Origin of the sequence: Sulfitobacter sediminilitoris (genome assembly GCF_010667575.1) — a bacterium.
Taxonomy (GTDB): Bacteria; Pseudomonadota; Alphaproteobacteria; order Rhodobacterales; family Rhodobacteraceae; genus Sulfitobacter; species Sulfitobacter sediminilitoris.
This window is the reverse complement of sequence record NZ_JAABNT010000013.1, coordinates 88919-110424: the sequence shown is the minus strand read 5'-3', so window position 1 is coordinate 110424 and position 21506 is coordinate 88919. Positions and strand designations below refer to the sequence as shown.

Below are 21506 nucleotides of genomic sequence, written 5' to 3'. Positions count from 1 at the left end.
TCAACGGCTGATGACAACATCCGCCCGGATGTCGAGGCCATCCTCCACAGCGTCGAGAAGGTAGCCTGCGACATCGCGCCGGGAGACCAATCCGTTCCGCCAGGTAGATGGATCTCGCAATATCTTGGGACCGGACGACTTCGGCCCATTCGTAAGGATGACCGGCCGCACGATTGTCCAGTCAAGGTCACTTTCCACAATCATCGCCTCCTGCCTGTCCTTATCCGCATAAGGCCTGCCAAGGATCGCTCTGTGACCAAGGCATTCAATCGAACTCATGGCACTTCGTGAGCGTCCTGCGCCAAAACCGGTGACTGCGACAAGACGCTTGGTGTCACTTGCCTTCATCGCGTCGATCAGCACGCGTGTACTCTCAGAAAACAGCGTCTCTTCTTCCCAAAGCATCGCTAGCCGTTCCTTGATACCCAAAGCGTAAATCACTGCGCGGGTATCGGCGAGTGCGGCCGCGATATCCTCAGCCGATCGCGCGTCCCCGGCGAATGGCTCGATCAGGTCTGTTTTTTCAAGGTTGCCAGCACTTCGTGCGAACGCCCGAACCGAAAGTCCGCGACCAATGGCTTCATCAACGGCGAGCGCACCAATGCCAGACGTCGCGCCCAGGATGAGTATCGGCGCGCTCAATTCAGCATGTCTTCATAAAGACTGTGGTACGCGCGATGGGTTGCCCTATCCCCTTGCCTCACACATGCGCGACGAAAGACCTCTTTGAAAGAGTCCCAAGGGCGGTCCACGCTTGGCAACGCAGGGCTTCGTCGATCCAGTTTTTTCGCATTCGTTGCGTTCTCAGGCTGGTCCATTTTGGTCATTCTCGTGATCCTTTAGGATTGGTTTCGGACTTTGATCAACGGTCTATGCAACCGGTGCAGTCGTTTAGCTGCTTTTCAATCTAGCCCGCGGCGACAGAAAGGCATCCGTGATCTTCAGCCTTTGGCCATATCCCAGCAACAGCAGGGCTATGCCGATGATCGGCATATGTCCGATGAATTCGACCAGCGCGGCCTCGTTGTTGCACTGAAGGATGAAAACCACGTTCGATATCGCCATCATCACGGACAGAGCCAGCACCGCGAGGCGTACCGTTGTGCCAAGGATCAAAACGATACCGATCACGGCTTCGACCATGCCCGCGGACAAGACAAACAAACGATCGTCGAAGAAGGTAAAGCCAAGCGCCTGCAAGAAGTTCCATTGATACTGGGCGACGAATACCTGGCCCAATGACGAGGGTGCCAGCTTTTCACCGAAAGCCAGCGCAACGAGCGAGATCCCGGTCCAGATGCGAAGCACATCCACTGAGTAGGGCTTGAACAGCTCACGGCGTTTCTCATCCTCGATCGAGTTGAGCAGCAGAAAACATGCAATCCCTATGATAATCGCGTATTCAAGCGCTGCAAGAATTCCGAATTTCACGGCGACGCCCGCGTGGAGGGCCAGCATCGATATTGCCGCAACCTTGATCCACCGATTGGCGATCAGCATAATACCGATCACGGCCTGCGTGATGACAAGAAGAAAACCGAATGTTCCATCGGCCACCTTGTGCGGGGCGACCAGAGACCCCTCGTAGGCGGTCAACAGAAAGCTCATCCCCGTGAACACTCTGAGAATTTCCATGAAATCGTGGCGAAGTTTTGTGTCTGCAATGCGCAGTGTCGGCAATTTCCCATCAAGCCAGACGGAAAAGAGGACCATCATGAACGCCAGACAAAGCCAGATCATAAAGATCGGGTCGGACACGTTGAAACTGGCGAGCGGTTCTGCGTCGCGCTCGACGAACCAATTGACATGGGCAGCAGCGCCCGTTCCGATCATGCACATCGTCAGGGTTGACCCGACCAAAATCAGCTTTCCCATACCTCTTGTTGGCTATCCTCACCGTGTTCCGACGACATTCAATGCAGTAGATAGGCGTGATCTTAGGTTTTGACACAGACAGTGGCCTTACGTCGCAGAAGCCGCGTGAAATCCGCTGTCAGAGTGTGGGCACAATATCTTTTGCGCTTTATCCGAGACCGGACGAAATGCCTGAGAAATGAAATAGCGCCAGCAAAGCGCCACACTGATCGTCCAAGCCAATCCATCGATTACGCAGCAAGGATAAGGAGATGCTCCTATCCCTGTTTGCTCAAGATGATAGTTCTGAACGCAACGCCAGAACATGTAATCGGACAGTTGAGCCGGAGGAATACCGGTTCTGGTTCGAAAGGCCACGCATTCAGCCAATCTATGATGCAAATGGTGGCCTGATGCTTCATGCGGGCGCGCAGAATCCCGTCTGCCCGTCCTGCGGTCTAATATCCAGCCAGCCTGACGAGTACGACAGCCGCCGCGCCTATGTGCGCAAGAGTAATCAAAACCGACAGGCTGTGCAGGACCTTGAACCGCTTTTTTGCGCCTTGATCGGTGGCGTTGTTGATCGCAGGCATCAAGACCTGTCGTGCAAGAATTGTCGTGACGGCGATGGCCGTAAGGATAGCGCTTGATACCGGATCGAACGCAAGCGCCACAGCTGCCGCGACTGCGGAACTTGCCAGCACGAAAAGATAAAACCGCGGAAACGCGCGCCGGATCAGCGGGCCTGCGACGTCAGCCGGGAGCGCTGTAAAGACAAAGGCTGCGAAACCAAAGGAATAAAGGACCGTGCCGCCGAACAGGAGAGCCGTGACAAGAAGGGAGATTTCAAACATCAGTGTTGCCTCGCTTTGCGTGCTACACCCATGTAGATCACGCTTTTGATCGGCAGGGGGCCAAAGATAAAGTCCCCGCGGCGGTTCACACCGCGCGGTCCAAGCCCGGTCATGGGACCGCAAACCAGCCCCGCTTTCTCAATTGCGGATGACAATTCCGCGGGTCGGATGAAAAGCGCTGGGTCATGTGTGCCTTTCGGCAGCAGGCGCAGAATATCCTCTGCAACTGTAATCGTCACAAAGCGCGACAGAGGGTTGCGGTTGATTGTGTCGAAAAGAAAGATGCCCCCGGGTTTAAGAACACGCGCCACTTCGGCCAGGACTTGACTAAGGTCGTCTACGTGTTCGAGGACATCGACGCAGACAACACTATCAAAGGCTGCGTCGTCATAGGGAAGGTCCTCCCCCACTCCGACGTCGTATCGGATTTCAACGCCGGTCTGATCAGCATGTGCGCGCGCGGCGTCGATCGCCTGAGCAGCCGGATCAATCCCGGTAACAGTGGCGCCTCTTCTTGCAAGTGCTTCGGCCATAAAGCCGCCAGCGCACCCAAGATCAAGAACATCCATACCGTCCCAATCAACCTGACGGTCAAACCAAGAAAGCCGACCGGGCACGAGATTCTTGAGGGTGCGGACCCAGCGAATGTCGTCCGACCACCAATTGGCCGCGACCTCGTCATAGATGGTCAGATCATTGCGCGATTTTTCAGTCATCTTTGTCATTTCTTCCAATTGTGGGAAATGCGTAAGGCACTTGCCGTTTGTAGCTTCGGAACCGATCGCCATAGCGGGCCTCGAACCGACGCTCTTTCAGCTTCGGTGCCACCAGGCAATAGAGTGTCAAAGCGAGCGCCAGAGCGAGTTGATCAGGTGTCCATGTCGGAACTGTCCAGAGTGTCAAAGCAAAGGCAACATAGATGGGTTGGCGGATGATCCGAAACAGACCACCCGTGGGCATGTCGGGAAACTCTGGCTTCGCATTCCGCATCAGCGACATCCACCCCAAAGCGCCTGACTGCACCTCGGCGCCTGCGTCCCAACTTGCCTTGATCAACAGACCCCAAGCCGCTGTATAGGCCCCCGCCACGATGTAGAGGGCCGACCCTTCTGCACGCCACCAGACGATACCTGTCGGCGTCCAGAGCGCAAATAGAGCCAGCAACTGCAATGAGGCGACAACCGCATAGGTTGTCGTGCTCAAGGTTCCTGCATACGGACCCGGAACCAACCGCACCAGTAAACGCATTCCCGGACCTGTCAGGAGAAACGAATGCACCAGCGGAAATTGAAGAACGAGAAATGCGTTTGCGATAATCGCATAGGGATAGGGAACACTTCCGAAGCTACTACTCATGCCGAAGTACATGGCCACAATCATCGCCACGACGGCTGCCGCAAAGATGAGATGCACTGCCACACCAAAGGTGAGCGCCAAAGCAATACGGCGCCTGCCGGGCGGTGGTGCCAATGCGCCGCGCACAAGGGTTTCGAGCCGCTTGAAATGGGTTTGTGATGCCATGGCTAGCGGGTCGATCTGTTTGAAAGCAGGGACTGGCCGCCAAAAAATGGCGGTATGTTAAGCAGGACAGACCGCAACAGCGGAAAGAAGAAGTGAGCCACTTTCCAAAAGGATGTCACGACGTTCACGCGGACCGAGAGGATTCCGTCGAAGGAGACGCTTGTTTGCGCAGATATGTGAGTGCTGACTTGCATGACTGTTGTACCCGTCCTTACCTGTCGCAGTTCAAACGATCTTGTAGCGCTTAAGGAGCCGCTGCAGCGTCCGTCGATGCATGGCCAAGGACCGGGCCGTTTGCGAGACATTTTCATCCATTTCATGGAAGACATGTTCGATATGCTCTTTGCGGGCGTCATTCGGCGAGATCGGATTGGACGGTGCTGGCGCCTGTTCGTTTCTGGGCCTCGTCAGCGCGTCAACGATCTCGCCGGCTGTCGCAGGCTTTGCAATGTAATCGATAGCACCGGCACGCACGGCGGCAACGGCAGTCGGAATGTTTCCGTACCCCGTCAGTATGATTGCACGGATGCTGGGATCGCGCTTTTCAAGCGTCTCTACAAAGGACAACCCGCTCCCATCAAGCAGCCGCAGATCAACGACCGCGTATTTCGGTAAATCGGCGTCTGCCTGAACCATCGCTTCGGAAAGGTTACTGGCCACACGCACGTCAAAGCCGCGCTTTTGCATGGCAGTTGCAAGGCGATCCCGTAGCGCATCGTCGTCTTCAACGATCATCATCGACGTGTCGTTCGTTTGGTCTAACATCTGTCTGCTCCAAGTGTCGCTAGGGCGTTACAAGGCCCCCGTCCCTCGTCCGCCGAGGGCCAAAGAAGTTCGTTAACTGTACTCGTAGATCTGGTCAGCGCAGCTGAGCGCGCAGCATCCAGGCAAATTTCTCGTGGACCTGACCGCGAGAAAAACACAGGTCTTCCGTGATTTTGTCGCAATGAGAGGCTGCAGTTTCGCCGGTCGCTTTCAACGTTGCCGCCAATGTTTCTTCGGCATTCAACAAGGTGGCGATCATGTAATTGGGCGTCACGTTTGTTTGCGGCTCACTTAAGCTGGAGCGCGCGATCATACGTGCAAGGTTCCCGTCTGCGTGGCCCTGAAGCGCCTTGATCCGTTCCGCAAGATCGTCCTGCGCTGCAAAGTGGTCCTCATAGATTTCCTGAAAGAGCTGGTGCAGCGGCAAAAAGTTCACGCCCGTGACATTCCAGTGGAAATTCTGCGCCATCATTGTCGCAACGGCTGTCTCGGCGAGCGCTGTATTCAGGGCGGTGCAAATCTCCGGCCGTGCGTCCGTATCCAGTTTTTCAGCAGCGAAAGTCATGTCAGGCACCTTATTGTCTATATAGCGTTTGTGGGGTGAACGCCCCAAGTCCCATGCCGGTTTCCGCTCGCGACGTTCCGCCGCAACGGCTTTCACCTGACCCTGCTCCTGATATGGCGTCTTCGCGCCGCGCTTTGACGCTGAGATGCCCGCATTTGTGTAGAATGCCTGCACCGTCAACGGTGATCCATCGGTGGGCCGGTCAGGGTATGTGTTGGCAGGCCGATACAATCAGCCCGCCAATACTTTCGACATCTTAGCTGTTCTGGTCAGCCGTTGTGTCGGCAACCGGAGCAGCCGCGCGCGCTTCTTCGACCAGCGCTTCGATCTTTGCTTTGCCTTTGCCGGGGATGCGCGCATCCAGGATCTGCTCGGCATTGCTGAAATCGTCGCCAACAACAACGAGCGCGACCATGCCCATCACCTGGTGCGGCAAACATATGACCGCAGTCAAACCTGTTTCGGTGACAGTGTATTCAACTTCGCCGTTCATTTTCCCTTTGAACGCTTCCTGGTTCTCGGGCAGCGCATTTTTCACGGACTGGGCATTATGAGATTTGTCTGTCGGCACGAAACGGATCACGTCGCCAACCTCGGCGCGGATCAGTTCCTGGCTGAAGACCATCCGGTCACCGGCCTCATTCTTGTTCAGCATCTCTACTTCGATCGTTTCTGCGAAAGCCCCAAAGGACGATCCGATCAGAACGGCGGTTGAGAGCAAGATATTGCGCATTGTGTTCTCCAAAAGTCTGTTACGATTGTGACTGCACTTAGCGAACCTTTGCGAAACTTCAGCCGGAGAGTGTGAAATGGCGACAGTCTGTCACCCCTTGCAAACATCCGGCTCTGACCCGTCAGGGCGCGATCACAAGCAAAGTTGAATAACGACAGACGCCAGAACCGGCGGTGCGATAAAGCCTGCCGCCGCGATGAGAATTACACGCCGCCTGAAAGGCCGCACTGCGGAATCCAAGGATGGCAGAGTTGAGCTTTCCTAACGCTCGTTGATCAAATGGTCCTAAACAAAGATCCTAGCAAAGCAGTTGGTGAATCTTCGTGAACGATGTGGGAAGCATCCGAAATGGAACCACTCCCGGGACTGGTGTCAGCGGCGGCGTAAGAGCCTGCCAGCGGGGCCAAGTAAAAGTCGCACAGTTGGTGCCGCGCGTTGGGGCGCGATGCCGTCAAGCACCAAGCACGTTCCGAGGCGCGTTGACCGTCAGGCCAACATGAAGATGAGCCAGGTTTTTGACGCGCATGCACATCTCAGCATGAACGGTAGTATCGATGATATCTCGAAACTATCACCTTACGCAGAAAGCCTGCGTTCCACGACCCTCGCCATGATTGAGGCACCTACAGGCAGGATGTCAGGATCCAGAAAGAAGCTGGGGTTGTGCAGCCCTGTTGTGCCGGTATGCCCGACACGACAATAAGCGCCGGGGACAACCTGAAGCATATCCGAGAAGTCTTCGGAGCCGGTCGCAGGCTCTACTTGGTCGGATATGTTTTCCTTGCCAACGATATCGGCAGCGGCCTCCATGTAGGCATCGGAGAGGTCAGCATCGTTGACCAGCACATCAAACACATTGCGCAGATCAAGCCGGATTTCGACGCCGTAAGCCTTGGCAAACCCATCGCAAAGTTCTTGCATGCGGGTTGTCGCCAGTTCGATGGTTTCATCCTTGAAATAACGGATCGTGCCCGCAAGCTCGGCCGTATCAGGAACCACGTTATAGGCAGAGCCCGCATGCAGCTGCGTGACCGACAGCACGCAGGTATCCAACGGGGCCACATTGCGTGACAGAATTGTTTGCAGGCTGCCGACCAGCGCGGAGGCAATCACCAGCGGATCGCGGGACTGTTGGGGCATGGCCGCATGGCTGCCCTTGCCCTGAACGACAATGTCAAAGAATGAAGCCCCGGCCATCGCCGCCCCTTTGCAGATACCCACCTTGCCGGGCTGACCGTTGGGTGAATTGTGCATGCCGTAGATCTCATCACAGGGGAAGCGGTCAAAGAGTCCGGCCTTGAGCATACCGCGTGCACCGCCCAAGCCCTCTTCGGCTGGCTGAAATATCAGCACGGCGGTCCCTGCGAAATCGCGGGTCTTGGCCAGATGCTTTGCGGCACCCAACAGCATTGTGGTGTGGCTGTCATGTCCACAAGCATGCATCACGCCGGGGTGGGTCGAGGCATAGGACAGGTTTGTTTCCTCATGAATCGGCAGGGCGTCCATGTCCGCACGCAATCCGACCCGCCGGGTGCCCTCGCGGTTGCCCTTGATCAAACCAACAACACCAGTTTCCGCGATCTCGGTATGCACTTCGTCCACGCCGAACGCGCGCAGCTTCTCGGCAACAATGCCCGCCGTCCGGCGTTCCTGGAATCCGATCTCGGGATGGGCGTGGAGATCCTTGAAGATCTCGGTCAGCTCTTCCGTGCTTTCTGCGATGACGGGCAATATGGCCATATTGGTGTCTCCTTGCTCTGGTCCGGTCCGAGCCGCCGCTGGGTTTTGAACTGCGGTCATGTGACGGCATTCTACGACTGTGCGTCAGAATGTTTTCGCAGTCATTTGTGCCATGCGCGGCCTCTCGGTTCTGCGCCATAGTCCATGACCCGGTCCCGGACTGCAACTCCTTGATGACCGCATAGCCCGCGTCGTGCAAATGCAGGAATGACACCGGTTGAACATCTTGAATGAACCAATTGGGCATTTCGGCAGTTAGAGCTTTGACGCACTGCAAAAACGTGGGGATAGCTTGGACGATACTCAATCTATACAAAGATCCCTGCGCGTGCTGGTGGTAATCTCCCTGCTTGCGACGGCTTATTTTGCGCGCGATGTTATCCTGCCGATCGTGCTTGGCTTTTTGCTGGCACTAACTCTAAGTCCCTTGTCACGCGCCATGCTTCGGATCCGCATACCCCATGTCGTCTCAGCCATAGCACTTGTGAGCGCGACGGGTCTTTTGATCCTGGCGATCATTGGCGGCACCGCTGGTACGATTGCCGTATGGAGCGATGAATTACCGCTTATGGGCGCTGAGATCCGCGAGAAATTGAGTGCGATGTCTGATGCGGTGGAGGAGGTGCGCGCAGCGTCAAAAGAAGTTGAAGAGTTCAGCGGCGCGGAGGGGACGACCCCTGAAGTTATTATCAAACAGCCAGGATTGCTTGATTCAGCTTTTGACACGTTCACACAAATCGGTGCGACGCTGGTTGTTACGCTGGTTCTAGCCACGCTGCTATTGTCCTCTGGTGAGCTTTTCTATCGCAAGCTCGTGCAGGCTTTTCCGACGATGAGCGGGAAGAAGCGCGCACTTGCGACAGTGTACAATATCGAGCGGCAGGTATCGCGGTATCTGCTGACCATAACGGTCATCAATTCCACATTGGGCGCTTGCCTGTGGCTATACCTGACAGCCCTTGGCATGCCTAACGCATACGTATGGGGTATTGCAGCGGCACTTCTGAATTTCCTGCCCTACATCGGCGGGTTTATTGGCACAATGCTGGTTGGGGCATTCGCGATTGTGCACTTCGACACTCTCGGATACGCGCTATTGGCACCTTTGGGATATCAAATCCTGACAGGCTTTGAAGGGCAGTTCATCACACCCTGGTTGGTGGGGCGGCGACTTTCCATGAATACTGTCGCGGTCTTTTTGACAGTGGTGATCTGGGGATGGCTTTGGGGCATCCCCGGGGCATTGGTCGCAGTACCATTTCTGGTCGTCTTTAAAGTGTTCTGCGAAAACTTCGAACCGCTGCACACCGTTGGCATCTTTCTGTCGGGGGATGAAACGGCTGAGGCACCCGAAGACGCCTCACGCCCGCTACCCCGCCAGTGAGGGAAGCCAAAGCACGATTCCGGGGAAAGCGACCAATAGTGCAATCGTCACCGCATCCGCGACAAAGAACGGAGCGACACCGCGAAACACGTCCTGCACGTTCAGATCATCACGGACACCCGCCACCACGAAACAGTTCAGCCCGATGGGCGGCGTGATCAGACAGAACTCTGCCATCTTGACTACCAGAATACCAAACCAGATCGCGCACATCGGCCCCGACATTCCAAAGGCCGAGTCGGCAGCCGATACCATCTCACCTCCGTTAAGCGCCATGACGGCAGGGTAGACAACCGGCAACGTCAGAAGCAGCATGCCGATAGCATCCATGAACATGCCAAGGACGGCATAGGCCAACAGAATGCAGACAAGGATCAGCAGCGGCGCCATCTCAAGCGACGTGATCCACGAAGCAAATGCATCGGGAAGTTCAGCAAATCCGAGGAACCGCACATAGATCAGCACGCCCCAGATGATCGTAAAGATCATCACGGTCAGCTTCGCAGTCTCCAACAATGCTTCTTTCAACTGTCCCCAACGCATACCCTTCCAAAGGGCCATCAAGAAGACGATGAAAGCACCGACAGCGCCACCCTCTGTCGGGGTGCCCCACGCATCACCGAAGGGATTGTAGACAAAGAAGATGATGATCACGACCACGGCGACGATTGGCAATGCAGGTGGCAGAGAAGCAAAGCGCTGGCCCCAGGTAAATCCTCTGACGGGAGGTCCAACGTTCTTGAAAATCAGGGCGATACCGATGATCAATGTGGCATAAACGATGGCCGAGAACGCGCCGGGAATGAAACCTGCCAAGAGCAGCTTTCCCACGTCCTGTTCAACGATGATCGCATAAATCACAAGGATCGCCGATGGTGGGATGAGAGAGGCGAGCGTACCGCCCGCAGCGACGACGCCCGCGGCAAATTGCTTGTTATAGCCAATCTTCAGCATCTCCGGGATAGCGATACGTGCAAAGACCGCAGCCGTCGCAACGGACGCGCCCGAAACGGCAGCAAAACCTGCCGTCGCAAAGACAGTCGAAACCGCAAGGCCACCTGGCACCCATGCAAACCAACGCTTGCACGCCTCGAACAATGCGGTCGTCAGCTTGGCGTAATAGGCCAGATAGCCAATCATGATGAACACGGGGATCAGGCTCAGCACCTGTGCACTGACCTTGGAATGCGGAGTCAGACCAGCGATCTTGACGCTGATTTCAAAAGCTTTCCAGAAACGGTCAGGATCATAGTCGAACCCGTTCCAGCGCAACCAGACAAGGCCAACAAAGCCTGCAAGGCCAGCAGCAAAAGCAACCCGCATGCCCAAGACGACCATGACCAGCATGCCGCCGGATACCCAAAGGCCAATTTCAATAGGTTCCATCAGTCTGCCCCTTCAAGCGCATCAGCCTCAAGCCGGGCCTGTTCCGCGACACTCAATGAAAGCGGCACTGCCACTGGATTTTCAAGGCCAAGGATCAGCGCACGACCATAGCCCCACGCCTGCAGCAACAGGCGCAGCACCAGAACACCAAAAGCAATCGGGACGACCAGCTTGCTGGGCCAGATCGGTATTCCCACATCAATTGAACTGTCGCGGCTCCACATTGGTCGCGAGAAATCGAAAGAGCGCTGAAAATGTTCCCACGCGCCCCATGTCAGGGAGACGATCAAAACCAGGATGAGAAGAATGGAAATCAGCTCGAAAAACCACAGGACCCGGCCCTTGAGCGCAGAGACAAGCATGTCCATTCGGATGTGGGTGCCGTCCCGTTGAACGTAGGAGACGCCCATGATCGCGATGATCGGCATCGCGGCTTCGATATAGTCCACGTAGCCCATCATCGGTGAGCCAAAGAATTTTCGCCCACTTACCGAATAAGCGGCAAGAAACATCAGGGCAAAGATAGCGAGGCCCGATAACAACGCACAAAACCGCTCTATCGGCAGCAGCATACGATCCAGTTTACTTAGAGTACTGGAATCCTCCAGAACAGCGGCAGATCCTGCCATCTCGTCCCTCCCCCTCTTATGACATAAGGCGGGCATCCAGTGCCCACCCTATGCCTGTTGTTATGTCTGGCGGACGCAGTGCCCGCCCGACATTTTCTTCTTAGCTGCCGCCAGCTTTGACTTCTTCAAGAGTCTTGATCACCAGATCATAAAGCTCCTGGCCCGGCAGGCCTTGGGACTCCATGTCAGCGATCCATGCGTCGCGTGCGGGGGCTGCTGCGGCCGCGCGGAATTCCTCCAGGACTTCAGGCGCGATCTCGACCTTTTGCACACCTTTTTCCTCAAGCACGGCATCCCAGCGCTTCAGCAACTCAGCGTAGTTCGCAAGGTAGTGATCCAGCGCTTCCTCTACCGAGGAATCAAGCGCTTCGCGCTCGTTATCGGACAGCGACTCGTAGGCGTCGATGTTCACGACCACAGGGCAGTTCACCGTGCCGGGGTTCAGGTTGGCTGTCCACCAGTCCGCCTGATTGATCGTGCCAAAGCTCAGGTGCGCGTGCTGGGCAAACGCCACCGTATCAACAACGCCGGATTCCATCGCCTGATAGGCTTCTGTCGCGGTCACGGATGTGGGGACGGCGCCAACGGCTTCAAATGCCTTGCCCAGACCACCGGTCGCGCGGACGCGCATGCCCTTGAAATCCTCAAGAGTTGTCCGAGGTTCGCCGGTGCCAACAAGGTTGTACTGAGGCATGGGCGAGGTCATGAGCAGCTTGGCATTCCACTGTGCCATTTCCTCGGCTGCAGCAGGGTGTGCATAGACGGCACGCGATACGGCGCGTTCCTGCTCAAGGTTCTCAACGCCCAGGAACGGCAGTTCCAGAACAGTAACAACGCGGTTCTTGTCTGCATGATAGCCCGCGCAGAACTGCGCCATTTCAAACGCGCCGATTGAAATACCGTCAAGGTTTTCGCGGTTCTTCGACAGACCGCCATAGCTGATGTTCATGGTAAACTCGCCACCGGTCTTTTCGGATACAAGCTCGGCGATCTTTTCGACATGTTCAGTGAACGCACGGCGCTTGCCCCAGACAGAGACGTTCCATTCAGTTGCCGCAGCTTCGCTGACAAATGCAAAGCTAATGGCGCAAACAGCTGCGCCGCTCAAAAACTTGGTCATTGATGTTTCTCCCGTTACTGCGCGCCCTCCGCGGCGCGCTTGGCGTGCAAGCTAGCGTGATGGCAGGGGACTGCCAACCCCGTGCGTTCATCAGGCGGACCGCCCTGAGACAGATTGGCGCAGAGCAGATGGTCGTCGCCTGATTTTTGACCTGTCCAAGCGGTTTTGGGTGTGGTTGCCGAGTGAAACCAGCGCCCGGTCCCTAACAGACTGTGCGAAGCCGCTGTTTCTTTTCCGGCAAATCACAATGCAAAAGTTTACAAACCGATGGCGCGCACGGAAAATCCTTTACAGCGAAACCCTCTCTTTCCTGTTGCTTGTTCCTTTCCTTTCACAGCGCGTTATGATCACGGGCGAGGAGAAGCGTAGACGTCGTAACAAACTACCGTCTGACGCAAAAAGACTGCCAAGGGAGGAACGACCGATGTCCGATAAGGATGCAAAAACATATCCACCATCCGACGAGATGGCCGCAGACGCACATGTGAACGCTGCCCGCTATACTGAGATGTACGAAGCCTCGATCAACGATCCGGAAGGCTTCTGGCGCGAGCAAGGGGCGCGTGTGGATTGGATGAAGCCCTTCAGTCAGGTCAAGGACGTCGATTTCACACTCGGTAACGTCAAGATCAACTGGTACGCCGACGGCCAGCTGAACGTGGCCGCCAACTGCATTGACCGCCATCTTGAAACACGCGGCGATCAGACCGCGATCATCTGGGAACCGGACAGCCCTGATGATGAAGCGCAGCACATCACCTATAACGAACTGCACGGCCACGTCTCGCGCATGGCAAATGTTCTGAAGAACCTCGGGATCGGCAAAGGTGACCGCGTGGTAATCTATATGCCGATGATCCCAGAGGCCGCCTACGCGATGCTGGCCTGTGCACGGATTGGGGCCATTCATTCCATCGTTTTCGCGGGCTTCTCGCCGGATGCTCTTGGCGCGAGGGTGAACGGCTGTGACGCAAAGCTGGTGATCACCTCCGACGGTGCGCCGCGCGGCGGTCGGGTGACGAACCTTAAGGATAACGTCAATCAGGCGCTGCTGAACGACTTTGACGACGTCAAATGTCTGGTCGTGAAACGTACGGGCCAACAGGTCGCCTGGCGCGGTGATCTGGATTTCTGGCTGCATGAAGAGCTTGAGAAAGTTTCAGACGACTGCCCACCCGAGGCAGTAGGTGCCGAAGACCCCCTGTTTATTCTCTATACGTCCGGTTCAACCGGTCAACCGAAGGGCGTTGTACACACAACAGGCGGCTATCTTGTCTATGCCGCGATGACCCACGAGATCACCTTCGATTACCACGATGGCGATATCTATTGGTGCACGGCTGATGTCGGCTGGGTTACGGGCCACAGCTATATTGTCTACGGTCCGCTGGCCAATGGCGCCACAACGCTGATGTTCGAAGGGGTGCCAACCTATCCTGACGCCAGCCGTTTCTGGCAGGTCTGCGAAAAGCACAAGGTCAACCAGTTCTACACCGCCCCCACAGCCATCCGTGCGCTGATGGGTCAAGGCAATGATTTCGTGACCAAATGCGATCTCAGCAGCCTCAAGGTGCTGGGAACAGTGGGTGAGCCGATCAACCCTGAAGCCTGGAACTGGTATAACAACGTTGTCGGACAGGGCCGTTGCCCGATTGTCGACACGTGGTGGCAGACTGAAACAGGCGGACATTTGATGACCCCCCTGCCCGGCGCACATGCCATGAAACCGGGGGCTGCGATGAAACCGTTCTTCGGCATCCAACCCAAGGTGCTGGAACCTACTACCGCAGAGGAACTTATCGACAATCCCGCCGAAGGCGTGCTTGTCATCGCGGACAGCTGGCCGGGTCAGATGCGCACCGTTTGGGGCGATCACGAGCGGTTCGAGAAAACTTACTTCGCGGATTATCCCGGCTATTACTTTACAGGCGACGGGTGCAAGCGGGACGCGGATGGCGATTACTGGATCACGGGGCGCGTTGACGACGTGATCAACGTGTCCGGCCACCGGATGGGCACCGCGGAAGTCGAAAGCGCGCTGGTTGCGCATTCAAAGGTCGCCGAAGCAGCGGTTGTCGGCTATCCCCATGATATCAAGGGACAGGGCATCTATTGCTATGTGACGCTGATGGGGGGCGAAGAACCCACCGATGAATTGCGGACAGAGTTGCGCAACTGGGTGCGCAACGAAATTGGCCCCATCGCTTCGCCAGACCTGATCCAATGGGCGCCCGGCTTGCCCAAGACCCGGTCGGGCAAGATCATGCGGCGCATCCTGCGCAAGATCGCCGAAGATGATTTTGGGGCGTTGGGCGACACGTCAACACTTGCAGAACCGGCTGTTGTCGATGACCTGATCGAAAACCGGATGAACCGAAAAAGCTGACGCAAAAGCGGTTTGCGCCACAACTGCACAGAAATGCCGCGATCCGGACCTGATATGGTCCGGGTCGCGTTTTAGTTTCTGGCCCGACAGCCGACGCGCGCTATCTGACGCGCGAGGCAGACAGGAAAGGCCAAAGCATGGGCATCTATGGACAAATCGGTCAGGGCGTGGCACCGCACAGCGCGATGGACAACGACATGATTTCATTTGCGCCAACCGACGGGCGTGCCCTGCGCAGCGCCTTTGGGCGCTTTGGCACAGGTGTGACCGTCATCACGACGTTTACCGAAAGCGGTCCTCTGGGCATGACGGCAAATTCGTTTTCATCAGTATCTCTGGATCCGCCGCTGGTGCTGTGGTCTGCGGCGCTACGGTCCAAACGGCATGATGCATTTGCCAATGCCAAGCACTATTGCATCCACATTCTGGGCGAGGACCAGCAGGATGTAGCGCATCATTTTGCGACGCAAGGACATGATTTCAGCGACTTTGGCTGGACCAAGGGGGCGGATGGCGCACCGCAACTGTCTGGATGTCTGGCGGCGTTTCACTGCGAGCGTTTCGCGGTGCACCCGGCTGGGGATCATTCCTTGATCGTGGGACAGATCAGGCACGCAGCCGAACGTCCCGGCGAAGGGGCTGGATTGCTGTTTGACCAAGGCCGGTTTGGGACGTTCAAGCCGAAAACCTAATAGTCTTTCTCGAAAAATACCCCGATACCGCTGTTGCCGTCAGAGCCTAGCGTTGCCTTGCCTTTGAGGTTCGACGTGATGTCGAGGTTGAGCGACACCTCACCCGTGCCATCCGATGCGGCCGTAACGTCCGTATAGACATTTTCCGAGATGTACTTGCCCGCGCGCACTGCCGTCGCGCCGCTGTCGGTTGTCGTGATATCCAGATCGTCCAGACCGAAGCCCTGGCGTAGATTGCTGATCACACCCACGCCACCGCGCCCCGCCAAGGTGGCAACAGCATTGGCCAGTTGCAGCGCCTGAAATGGCGAAATTTCAGATATTTTCCGCCCAAATAGGAGCTGGGCCAAGACCTCGTCCTGCGGTGCCTCGGGCGTGGATTCAAAGCTGACCTTGGGCGCGTCCGCTGGTCCGTCAACAACGACGCGTACTTCGCCCGTCTGGGTGTTCGTTGCAGAGACAAAGCGAATGTAGGGGATCAAATCACCCTGAAACTGGATTGAGCCCTCGATCAGATCAAACCGTTTTCCAAGGATGTCCAAGCGTCCCCGCAACAGGTCGAAACGACCGGCAGAGATGATCCTGTTGGTGTTGCCGGTTAGCCTGAGTGCGCCGCCAAGTTCCGCATCCAAGCCACGCCCACGCACAAAGATGCGGTTCGGTGCATTGACCCGGATGTTCAATCCAAATCCCTCCCCGCTGCGCGCCGCAGGATCGTCGCCCGCAGCGGCAGTATCCAACCCCGCCTTGCGGCGGGTGGACATGACGGGTCGCGTCGCACCGATGTGCGTGATCGGGGGAATATCGCCGATGCTGGTCAGACCGGTCGAGGGCACGTTTACCGTTGTCTCTCCAACATCGACCTGCCCATCGATCCGCGCGCCGCCTGTCAGCGGCCCCGCCAGGCGCAACGCGCCACTGACAGAGGTGCGGTAAAGACGAGGGTCGATCAGTACGACATTTTCAAGCCCGATCTGGATATCGGCAGGCATTGAGGGTGTGAGGGTTATCGCCCCATCTGCACGCACTCTGCCGCCATTGCTTGCGTTTGCGCTGACCTCAAGCTGTGCACGGTTGTTGGCGATGCGGACGTCGGCGGCGATCCCTTGCAGCGCAAAGCGCAGGTTGGGGGCACTAAACGTCGCCGCTTGGGTACGGATTGTACCCGACACTGACGACAGCGCCGCAGGGCCATTCACGCTTAGGTCAAACTGGGCCTGGCCCTGCAAATCGCGCGGCGCCAGAAACGGACGGCTGAGCCCCAAGGGCGCAGATCCGTTGATGTTCAGGTTCAGGGTTCCATCACCGTTGACCAGCCCGGCGACAGTAGCTTGCGTGCCGGACGGTCCGCTCGCGTCCGTGTCAAGCCGCCAACCGGCACCTTCCCTGCGCGCAGTTCCGTTGACATTAAGTGGCCCGTTAACCTTGTCGACCAGCGCCCCGATGTTGGGCATGCTCAGGCTGAAATCGACATTCGCCCGTGGCCCAGTCACCACCCCGTCGACGACTGCCTGCGCCGAATAAGGACCTGATGCGGTCGCTTCCACCGCGATACCGTCAGTCGTTTGCCTGACAACACCGTTCGCTGACAAGGGGCCGGAAACGCCGGGGGCAAGCGGGTTCACGTTTGGCATCGAAAGATCAAAGGACAGGCGCATGTCCGGCCCTGTGGCCAACCCCTCAACAAGCGCGGTGGCACCGTACGGACCACTTGCGCGGGTATCGATCATGAAACCCTGATCGGTCTGACGTAGTGTGCCTGTCGCGTTCAACGGGCCAGAGACTTGCGGCACCAGCGGGCGCAAGTCCGGCAATGACAGATCAAAGCTGACATTCACCTGTGGTGCGATCACCCCCTGAACGTCTGCCGTGACCTGATAGGGACCGGTGGCACTGGTGTCGATCTGCCAACCGTTTGGCGTCTGGCGCAGCGTGCCGGTAGCCCTAACCGGCCCTTCGACCTGTTCCGCGAATGGTTTGGCATCAGGGACATCTGCCGTGAATTGCAGGGATGCATTAGGGCCTGTGGCCAGTCCTTGAGCTGTCAGCGCCGCGCCGTAGGGGCCATTGGTTGCGGCATCAATTGTCCAGCCCGCCGTATTCTGCAAAGCCGTCGCAGTCACGCTCACGGGGCCCGAGTACTGAGGAAGGACAAGCCCGATATCTTTCAGTTGGAAACGCGCCTCCGCCCGGCTGTTATCGGTCCGCAACTCGGCCTGTCCGGCCAGGCTTAGTGCGTCGTTCTCAAGCACAAGGTCTCGTAAGAACGTCCCTGTTTCATCTCGTCTCGCTGCGAGGCTTACATCCGTGCGACCGGCCAGTACCGCGTCAGCCTGCGGAATACCAACAACAAGGTCCCGCGTATTTCCCGTTGCGGTAACGTCGAATTGGCCACCTAGCGGCACGACCCTACCGTTCAGCGCCAATGTCGTCTGTCCGTCCAATTCTTGCCCAGCAAGAGCCGAAAACCGGCTAAGATCACGGGCCTCCAGCGTTGCGTCAAGCTGCGTGCTCAGACCGGTCTCGCCCCCCTCAATCCGCGCGTTGCCGGACAGCTGATAGTCCGTCCCAGAAAGGTTCAGACCGCTGATCTCCAAGGGCTGACCTTCGGTATAGGCAATGCTTGCCTGCCCGCGCAGCTGCTGACCCAGAGCCTCGGACAACGCCTGATCCAACAGGGCAAGCCCGTCGGTTGCAAAACTCAAATCGCCGTTGAACTGGCCAACCCGGCCAACATTCGCCTGCAACACACCATCCAGCGACAGTGACGTCTGATCGATGGACACACCGTTCAGCGACAGCCCGACAATGTCAAAAGCGGCGTCGATAGCATCGCCGTTGGCGGCATCATAATCAACGCGCAGTGTCACGTCCTCTACGGATGTACCATCGCCCCCCACCGGTAGCAGGATCGGTGTGCCATCAGGGTTGGCAACACGTCCACTGATATCGATCAGGCTGGGCCAACGCTCTTGATTCAGGGTGACCTTTCCTTCCAATTGCGCGGCCTGCGCGTTCAAGGCGAAGGTGCTGATCTCAATTGCCCCGCTGCTTTCCAGCAGGGCATCAATGGTCAGGTTGACGTCTTCGCCAAAAAACTCCCGATAGCGGGGGGCAAGCAAGGCCGTGATATCCCCACCGATATCAGCCTGAACGCGGCGGTCCGGCGTGTCCGAGGCACGGCGCGGCGTCTGGGTGCCGAGCGTAACCTGACCGGCAAGCCGTTCCGCACCGTCGGTTGCGACGGCGACATCGGCAGTAAAGTCATCCAACGGACCGCTGCCCTCTACGGACATTTTCACGGTCGGCTGGCCCGGCAGGTTCAGCACCTTCGCGGCGATACCTTCTGCGCCCTCATCCAGCTTAAGCAACAGATCAAGCATACTGTCACTGCGTTCAAAGTTGGCTTTCACGATGAACTCGCCACGTTTGGCATCGGTGCGTAGTGCCTGCAGGTCTATATTCGCCAATTCGTCATTCAGCCGCGCCGAGGCGGTGACAGACAATTGCGCGGCCTCGCCCAACAGCGGCGCGCCGAGATTGATCTGCGCGATAGAAAATGCCTCGATCCGGATGGCAACCGGGAGTTCGGGCAAGCTAAACGGCGCTGCCTCGGCGTCGGGCAACGCGTCTTTCTCCGGGACAGGCAGACGGTCTACGTCCAACCGCTCAGCCGACAGGCTCTGAACTTCCAGACGTCCCCGCAACAAGGCAGAGCGGTTCCACTCCAGCACCACGTCGTCCAGCGTCAGCCAGATGCCGTCGCTATCCGCTATCGTCATCCGGTCAAAGGAAGCCGAAGAACTGAGCGCGCCGGCGAAGCCGTCAATGCTGACCGTGCGCCCCGCACCGCTGAGCAAATCCTGAAGGGTGCGTGTCAGAAAGCCCTTGTCATCCTCTTGGGCAATGGCGGCGGTCAGAGACAGGATATAAAAGACGGTGACCGTCAGGAAATGAGCCAGGAACCGCATCAGAACGACTGCCCTATACCGATGTAGACCTGAAAGTTCTCGTCAGTTTCAGGTCCGGACGTCGGCACAGCAAGGTCCAACCGTATCGGACCGATCCCGGTGTTGTACCGCAGCCCGACCCCTGCACCCGAATGCCATTCACCAGAGCCATCGTAGAATTCCTCCGATCCGACATAGCCGCCGTCCACAAATCCCACCAAACCGATCGTATCGGTGATCTTGACCCGCGCTTCGGCGGAAACGGCCAAAAAGCTGCGTCCACCCACGACATCACCTCCGCCCAGATCAACTCCGAGCGCCTGATAAGGCTGGCCACGTACGGTCCCGCCGCCGCCCGAGTAGAACAGGTAATCCGCCGGGGCCTCGCTTAGGTCTGGTCCATAGACTGATCCCAATTGTCCGCGCAGCGCAAAGGTTACAGGTCGGGCGGTGCCGAATGTCCGGTAGATCCGGGCATCGACGAAACTGCGCACGCCATTATCAGAACCACTGACCGCCAGAAACGGGGTAACCCCTGCCTTGATGTAGTAGCCTTTCTGCGCGTCCAGCATGTTGTCGCGGTAGTCGAACTCGGCCCCCAACGGCAGGGTCAGAAGCGTATATCTATTTTCGCCGAACACATCGCGCGTTTCAGCCCTGCGCAATCCAAGGCCCAGCGTATAGGTGCGGTTTTCATTCGCGATGCGCTTGATACCGGCCCCAATATCCGCCCGGCGGGAAAAGAAATTCACTTCATCCAACTGCTCGATCTGAGCCAACGCATAGAAATCCGTGTCTTCATTGAAGGTTGCTGGTCGTTCAAATCGCACCCCAAGGCGGTAATCTTCCCCGCCTGAGTTGCCACCTATACCTTTTACCTCACCTTCAACACGAAGCCGCTCTGCCCCACCGAAAAAGTTGCGGTGCAGCCAGAAGGCGCTCAATGTCAGTCCTTCAAGCGATCCAAGCTCGGCTCCGAAACCGAAGCGGCGCGGCGGCGCCTCTGTCACCTGCGCGGTAATCGGCAGCGTCTCGTTCGGGCCGATACGGTCTGCTTCTATCAGGGCAACGGCGTTGAAGGTGCCTGTGCGGCGCAAGCGTGCTGTGGCAAGGCGCGATTCATCGGGGGAATAGGTCTGGCCTACGGGCAGGCCTGCGATCTCAAGAATACGCTCGGTCCTGACCGCCTGATTGCCTTTCACCCTCAGCGGGCCAAATCGCAGCTTTGGCCCCGGTGCCAGACGCAGATCAGCGTTGATCGTCCTGTCGGGGTGCCGTGCGGTCAATTCCTGGCTGGCAAGTTCGGCCTTCGCGTGGCCCTGCGCACGCCAACCATCCACACCCTCTGCCACCGCGTCTTTCAGCACGCTCAAGCGAGCGGTCTGACCTGTGGCAAATCCCTCAGGCAGGGTCGTACCGGGGGCCACCGGCGCGATTGTGGCGCGGCCAAACCGAAAGGACGGGCCGGGATCAACCTTGATTACGGCGGTGTCGATCTTGCGCGGCGGCTGGACTGGCGGAATGTTTGCAGCATCAATGCCGTCGAGCGTGATTGTGATGACGGGGCCGAAATGCCCGTTGTCGTAAAGAACGGCCAGCAGACGACCGTAATCGGCCTGAGCCGCTGCGACAACTTCTTGGGTTGAGGGGGTGATTTCTTCTGCGGATTGCTCAAACAGCAATGACCCACCTTGCAAGCTCTGAAAGAGATCGCTGTCTTGCGGGATGCCTGTCAGACGGACGTCAGCAGCATGCCCCGCCACTGCAAACATCGCGAAGCCTATGGCACAGATACCCTGCGCCAGCCTTATTGAAATCCAATGCTCTGCCGTCAATTGCACACCAATCGCCCTTATTTTGCGCCCGGACCGTCGCGGTTGGCCGCGATCATCTCCCGACATCTCGGTCTGACTTTGAGTTAGGACGA

Annotated in this window: 17 protein-coding genes; 3 read left to right on the top strand and 14 right to left on the bottom strand. The window is 57.4% G+C overall.

Annotated elements, in window-relative coordinates:
- From GV827_RS17940 to GV827_RS17900, 9 genes are all read right to left on the bottom strand, one after another.
- Positions 1-642 carry an NAD(P)-dependent oxidoreductase gene (locus tag GV827_RS17940; RefSeq protein WP_204325958.1) on the bottom strand — a complete coding sequence of 214 codons (642 nt, stop codon included), beginning with the start codon at positions 640-642 and terminating at the stop codon, positions 1-3.
- A gap of 249 nt (positions 643-891) precedes the next feature.
- The gene (locus GV827_RS17935; RefSeq protein ID WP_164355187.1) at positions 892-1875 is read right to left on the bottom strand and encodes a hypothetical protein; all 984 of its coding nucleotides are present in this window, start codon (positions 1873-1875) and stop codon (positions 892-894) included.
- A gap of 437 nt (positions 1876-2312) precedes the next feature.
- Positions 2313-2708, bottom strand: coding sequence for a DUF4149 domain-containing protein (locus tag GV827_RS17930; RefSeq protein WP_204325957.1), 396 nt, complete (start codon positions 2706-2708; stop codon positions 2313-2315).
- A complete protein-coding gene (gene ubiG / locus GV827_RS17925) occupies positions 2708-3424 on the bottom strand; it encodes a bifunctional 2-polyprenyl-6-hydroxyphenol methylase/3-demethylubiquinol 3-O-methyltransferase UbiG (RefSeq protein WP_164355198.1) in 717 nt (238 codons plus the stop codon). Before ubiG ends, GV827_RS17930 begins: the two co-directional genes overlap by 1 nt.
- Complete coding sequence (locus GV827_RS17920) at positions 3417-4229, bottom strand: isoprenylcysteine carboxylmethyltransferase family protein (protein WP_164355186.1); 813 nt, start codon at positions 4227-4229, stop codon at positions 3417-3419. The genes ubiG and GV827_RS17920 overlap by 8 nt, the downstream gene beginning before the upstream one ends.
- A gap of 225 nt (positions 4230-4454) precedes the next feature.
- The gene (locus tag GV827_RS17915) at positions 4455-4994 is read right to left on the bottom strand and encodes a response regulator transcription factor (RefSeq protein ID WP_164355185.1); all 540 of its coding nucleotides are present in this window, start codon (positions 4992-4994) and stop codon (positions 4455-4457) included.
- Between the two features lie 94 nt (positions 4995-5088).
- The gene (locus tag GV827_RS17910) at positions 5089-5559 is read right to left on the bottom strand and encodes a Dps family protein (protein ID WP_164355184.1); all 471 of its coding nucleotides are present in this window, start codon (positions 5557-5559) and stop codon (positions 5089-5091) included.
- Positions 5560-5815: 256 nt separating this feature from the next.
- Entirely contained in the window at positions 5816-6292 is a 477-nt protein-coding gene (locus GV827_RS17905) for a pseudoazurin (RefSeq protein WP_164355183.1), read from the bottom strand.
- A gap of 576 nt (positions 6293-6868) precedes the next feature.
- Entirely contained in the window at positions 6869-8032 is a 1164-nt protein-coding gene (locus GV827_RS17900; RefSeq protein ID WP_164355182.1) for a M20 aminoacylase family protein, read from the bottom strand.
- A gap of 328 nt (positions 8033-8360) precedes the next feature.
- Here GV827_RS17900 and GV827_RS17895 point away from each other — a divergent pair, with 328 nt between their 5' ends.
- The gene (locus tag GV827_RS17895) at positions 8361-9416 is read left to right on the top strand and encodes an AI-2E family transporter (RefSeq protein WP_164355181.1); all 1056 of its coding nucleotides are present in this window, start codon (positions 8361-8363) and stop codon (positions 9414-9416) included.
- Here GV827_RS17895 and GV827_RS17890 read toward each other — a convergent pair.
- From GV827_RS17890 to GV827_RS17880, 3 genes are all read right to left on the bottom strand, one after another.
- Positions 9402-10802 (bottom strand): TRAP transporter large permease, encoded by a 1401-nt coding sequence (locus GV827_RS17890; protein WP_164355180.1) that lies wholly within the window; start codon positions 10800-10802, stop codon positions 9402-9404. The two genes, GV827_RS17895 and GV827_RS17890, sit on opposite strands and share 15 nt — an antisense overlap.
- Positions 10802-11431 carry a TRAP transporter small permease subunit gene (locus GV827_RS17885; protein ID WP_164355179.1) on the bottom strand — a complete coding sequence of 210 codons (630 nt, stop codon included), beginning with the start codon at positions 11429-11431 and terminating at the stop codon, positions 10802-10804. The genes GV827_RS17890 and GV827_RS17885 overlap by 1 nt, the downstream gene beginning before the upstream one ends.
- 100 nt (positions 11432-11531) lie before the next feature.
- Positions 11532-12551, bottom strand: a complete 1020-nt coding sequence (locus GV827_RS17880; RefSeq protein ID WP_164355178.1) for a C4-dicarboxylate TRAP transporter substrate-binding protein — start codon at positions 12549-12551, stop codon at positions 11532-11534.
- A 424-nt stretch (positions 12552-12975) separates the two neighbouring features.
- Here GV827_RS17880 and acs point away from each other — a divergent pair, with 424 nt between their 5' ends.
- Both acs and GV827_RS17870 read left to right on the top strand, forming a co-directional pair.
- Positions 12976-14937 carry an acetate--CoA ligase gene (gene acs, locus GV827_RS17875; protein WP_164355177.1) on the top strand — a complete coding sequence of 654 codons (1962 nt, stop codon included), beginning with the start codon at positions 12976-12978 and terminating at the stop codon, positions 14935-14937.
- 185 nt (positions 14938-15122) lie between these two features.
- Entirely contained in the window at positions 15123-15629 is a 507-nt protein-coding gene (locus GV827_RS17870) for a flavin reductase family protein (protein ID WP_164355197.1), read from the top strand.
- Here GV827_RS17870 and GV827_RS17865 read toward each other — a convergent pair.
- Positions 15626-19600 carry a translocation/assembly module TamB domain-containing protein gene (locus tag GV827_RS17865; protein WP_164355176.1) on the bottom strand — a complete coding sequence of 1325 codons (3975 nt, stop codon included), beginning with the start codon at positions 19598-19600 and terminating at the stop codon, positions 15626-15628. The genes GV827_RS17870 and GV827_RS17865 overlap by 4 nt on opposite strands.
- Positions 19600-21351 (bottom strand): autotransporter assembly complex protein TamA, encoded by a 1752-nt coding sequence (locus tag GV827_RS17860; protein WP_164355196.1) that lies wholly within the window; start codon positions 21349-21351, stop codon positions 19600-19602. Before GV827_RS17860 ends, GV827_RS17865 begins: the two co-directional genes overlap by 1 nt.
- Positions 21352-21506: the final 155 nt, after the last annotated feature.

Excerpts from the sequence above, each read along its gene's own strand:
- GV827_RS17935 (WP_164355187.1), bottom strand. The coding sequence starts at position 1,875 with ATGGGAAAGCTGATTTTGGTCGGGTCAACCCTGACGATGTGCATGATC.
- GV827_RS17930 (WP_204325957.1), bottom strand. The coding sequence starts at position 2,708 with ATGTTTGAAATCTCCCTTCTTGTCACGGCTCTCCTGTTCGGCGGCACG.
- ubiG (WP_164355198.1), bottom strand. The coding sequence starts at position 3,424 with ATGACTGAAAAATCGCGCAATGATCTGACCATCTATGACGAGGTCGCG.
- GV827_RS17920 (WP_164355186.1), bottom strand. The coding sequence starts at position 4,229 with ATGGCATCACAAACCCATTTCAAGCGGCTCGAAACCCTTGTGCGCGGC.
- GV827_RS17915 (WP_164355185.1), bottom strand. The coding sequence starts at position 4,994 with ATGTTAGACCAAACGAACGACACGTCGATGATGATCGTTGAAGACGAC.
- GV827_RS17910 (WP_164355184.1), bottom strand. The coding sequence starts at position 5,559 with ATGACTTTCGCTGCTGAAAAACTGGATACGGACGCACGGCCGGAGATT.
- GV827_RS17905 (WP_164355183.1), bottom strand. The coding sequence starts at position 6,292 with ATGCGCAATATCTTGCTCTCAACCGCCGTTCTGATCGGATCGTCCTTT.
- GV827_RS17900 (WP_164355182.1), bottom strand. The coding sequence starts at position 8,032 with ATGGCCATATTGCCCGTCATCGCAGAAAGCACGGAAGAGCTGACCGAG.
- GV827_RS17890 (WP_164355180.1), bottom strand. The coding sequence starts at position 10,802 with ATGGAACCTATTGAAATTGGCCTTTGGGTATCCGGCGGCATGCTGGTC.
- GV827_RS17885 (WP_164355179.1), bottom strand. The coding sequence starts at position 11,431 with ATGGCAGGATCTGCCGCTGTTCTGGAGGATTCCAGTACTCTAAGTAAA.
- GV827_RS17880 (WP_164355178.1), bottom strand. The coding sequence starts at position 12,551 with ATGACCAAGTTTTTGAGCGGCGCAGCTGTTTGCGCCATTAGCTTTGCA.
- acs (WP_164355177.1), top strand. The coding sequence starts at position 12,976 with ATGTCCGATAAGGATGCAAAAACATATCCACCATCCGACGAGATGGCC.
- GV827_RS17870 (WP_164355197.1), top strand. The coding sequence starts at position 15,123 with ATGGACAACGACATGATTTCATTTGCGCCAACCGACGGGCGTGCCCTG.
- GV827_RS17865 (WP_164355176.1), bottom strand. The coding sequence starts at position 19,600 with ATGCGGTTCCTGGCTCATTTCCTGACGGTCACCGTCTTTTATATCCTG.
- GV827_RS17860 (WP_164355196.1), bottom strand. The coding sequence starts at position 21,351 with ATGTTTGCAGTGGCGGGGCATGCTGCTGACGTCCGTCTGACAGGCATC.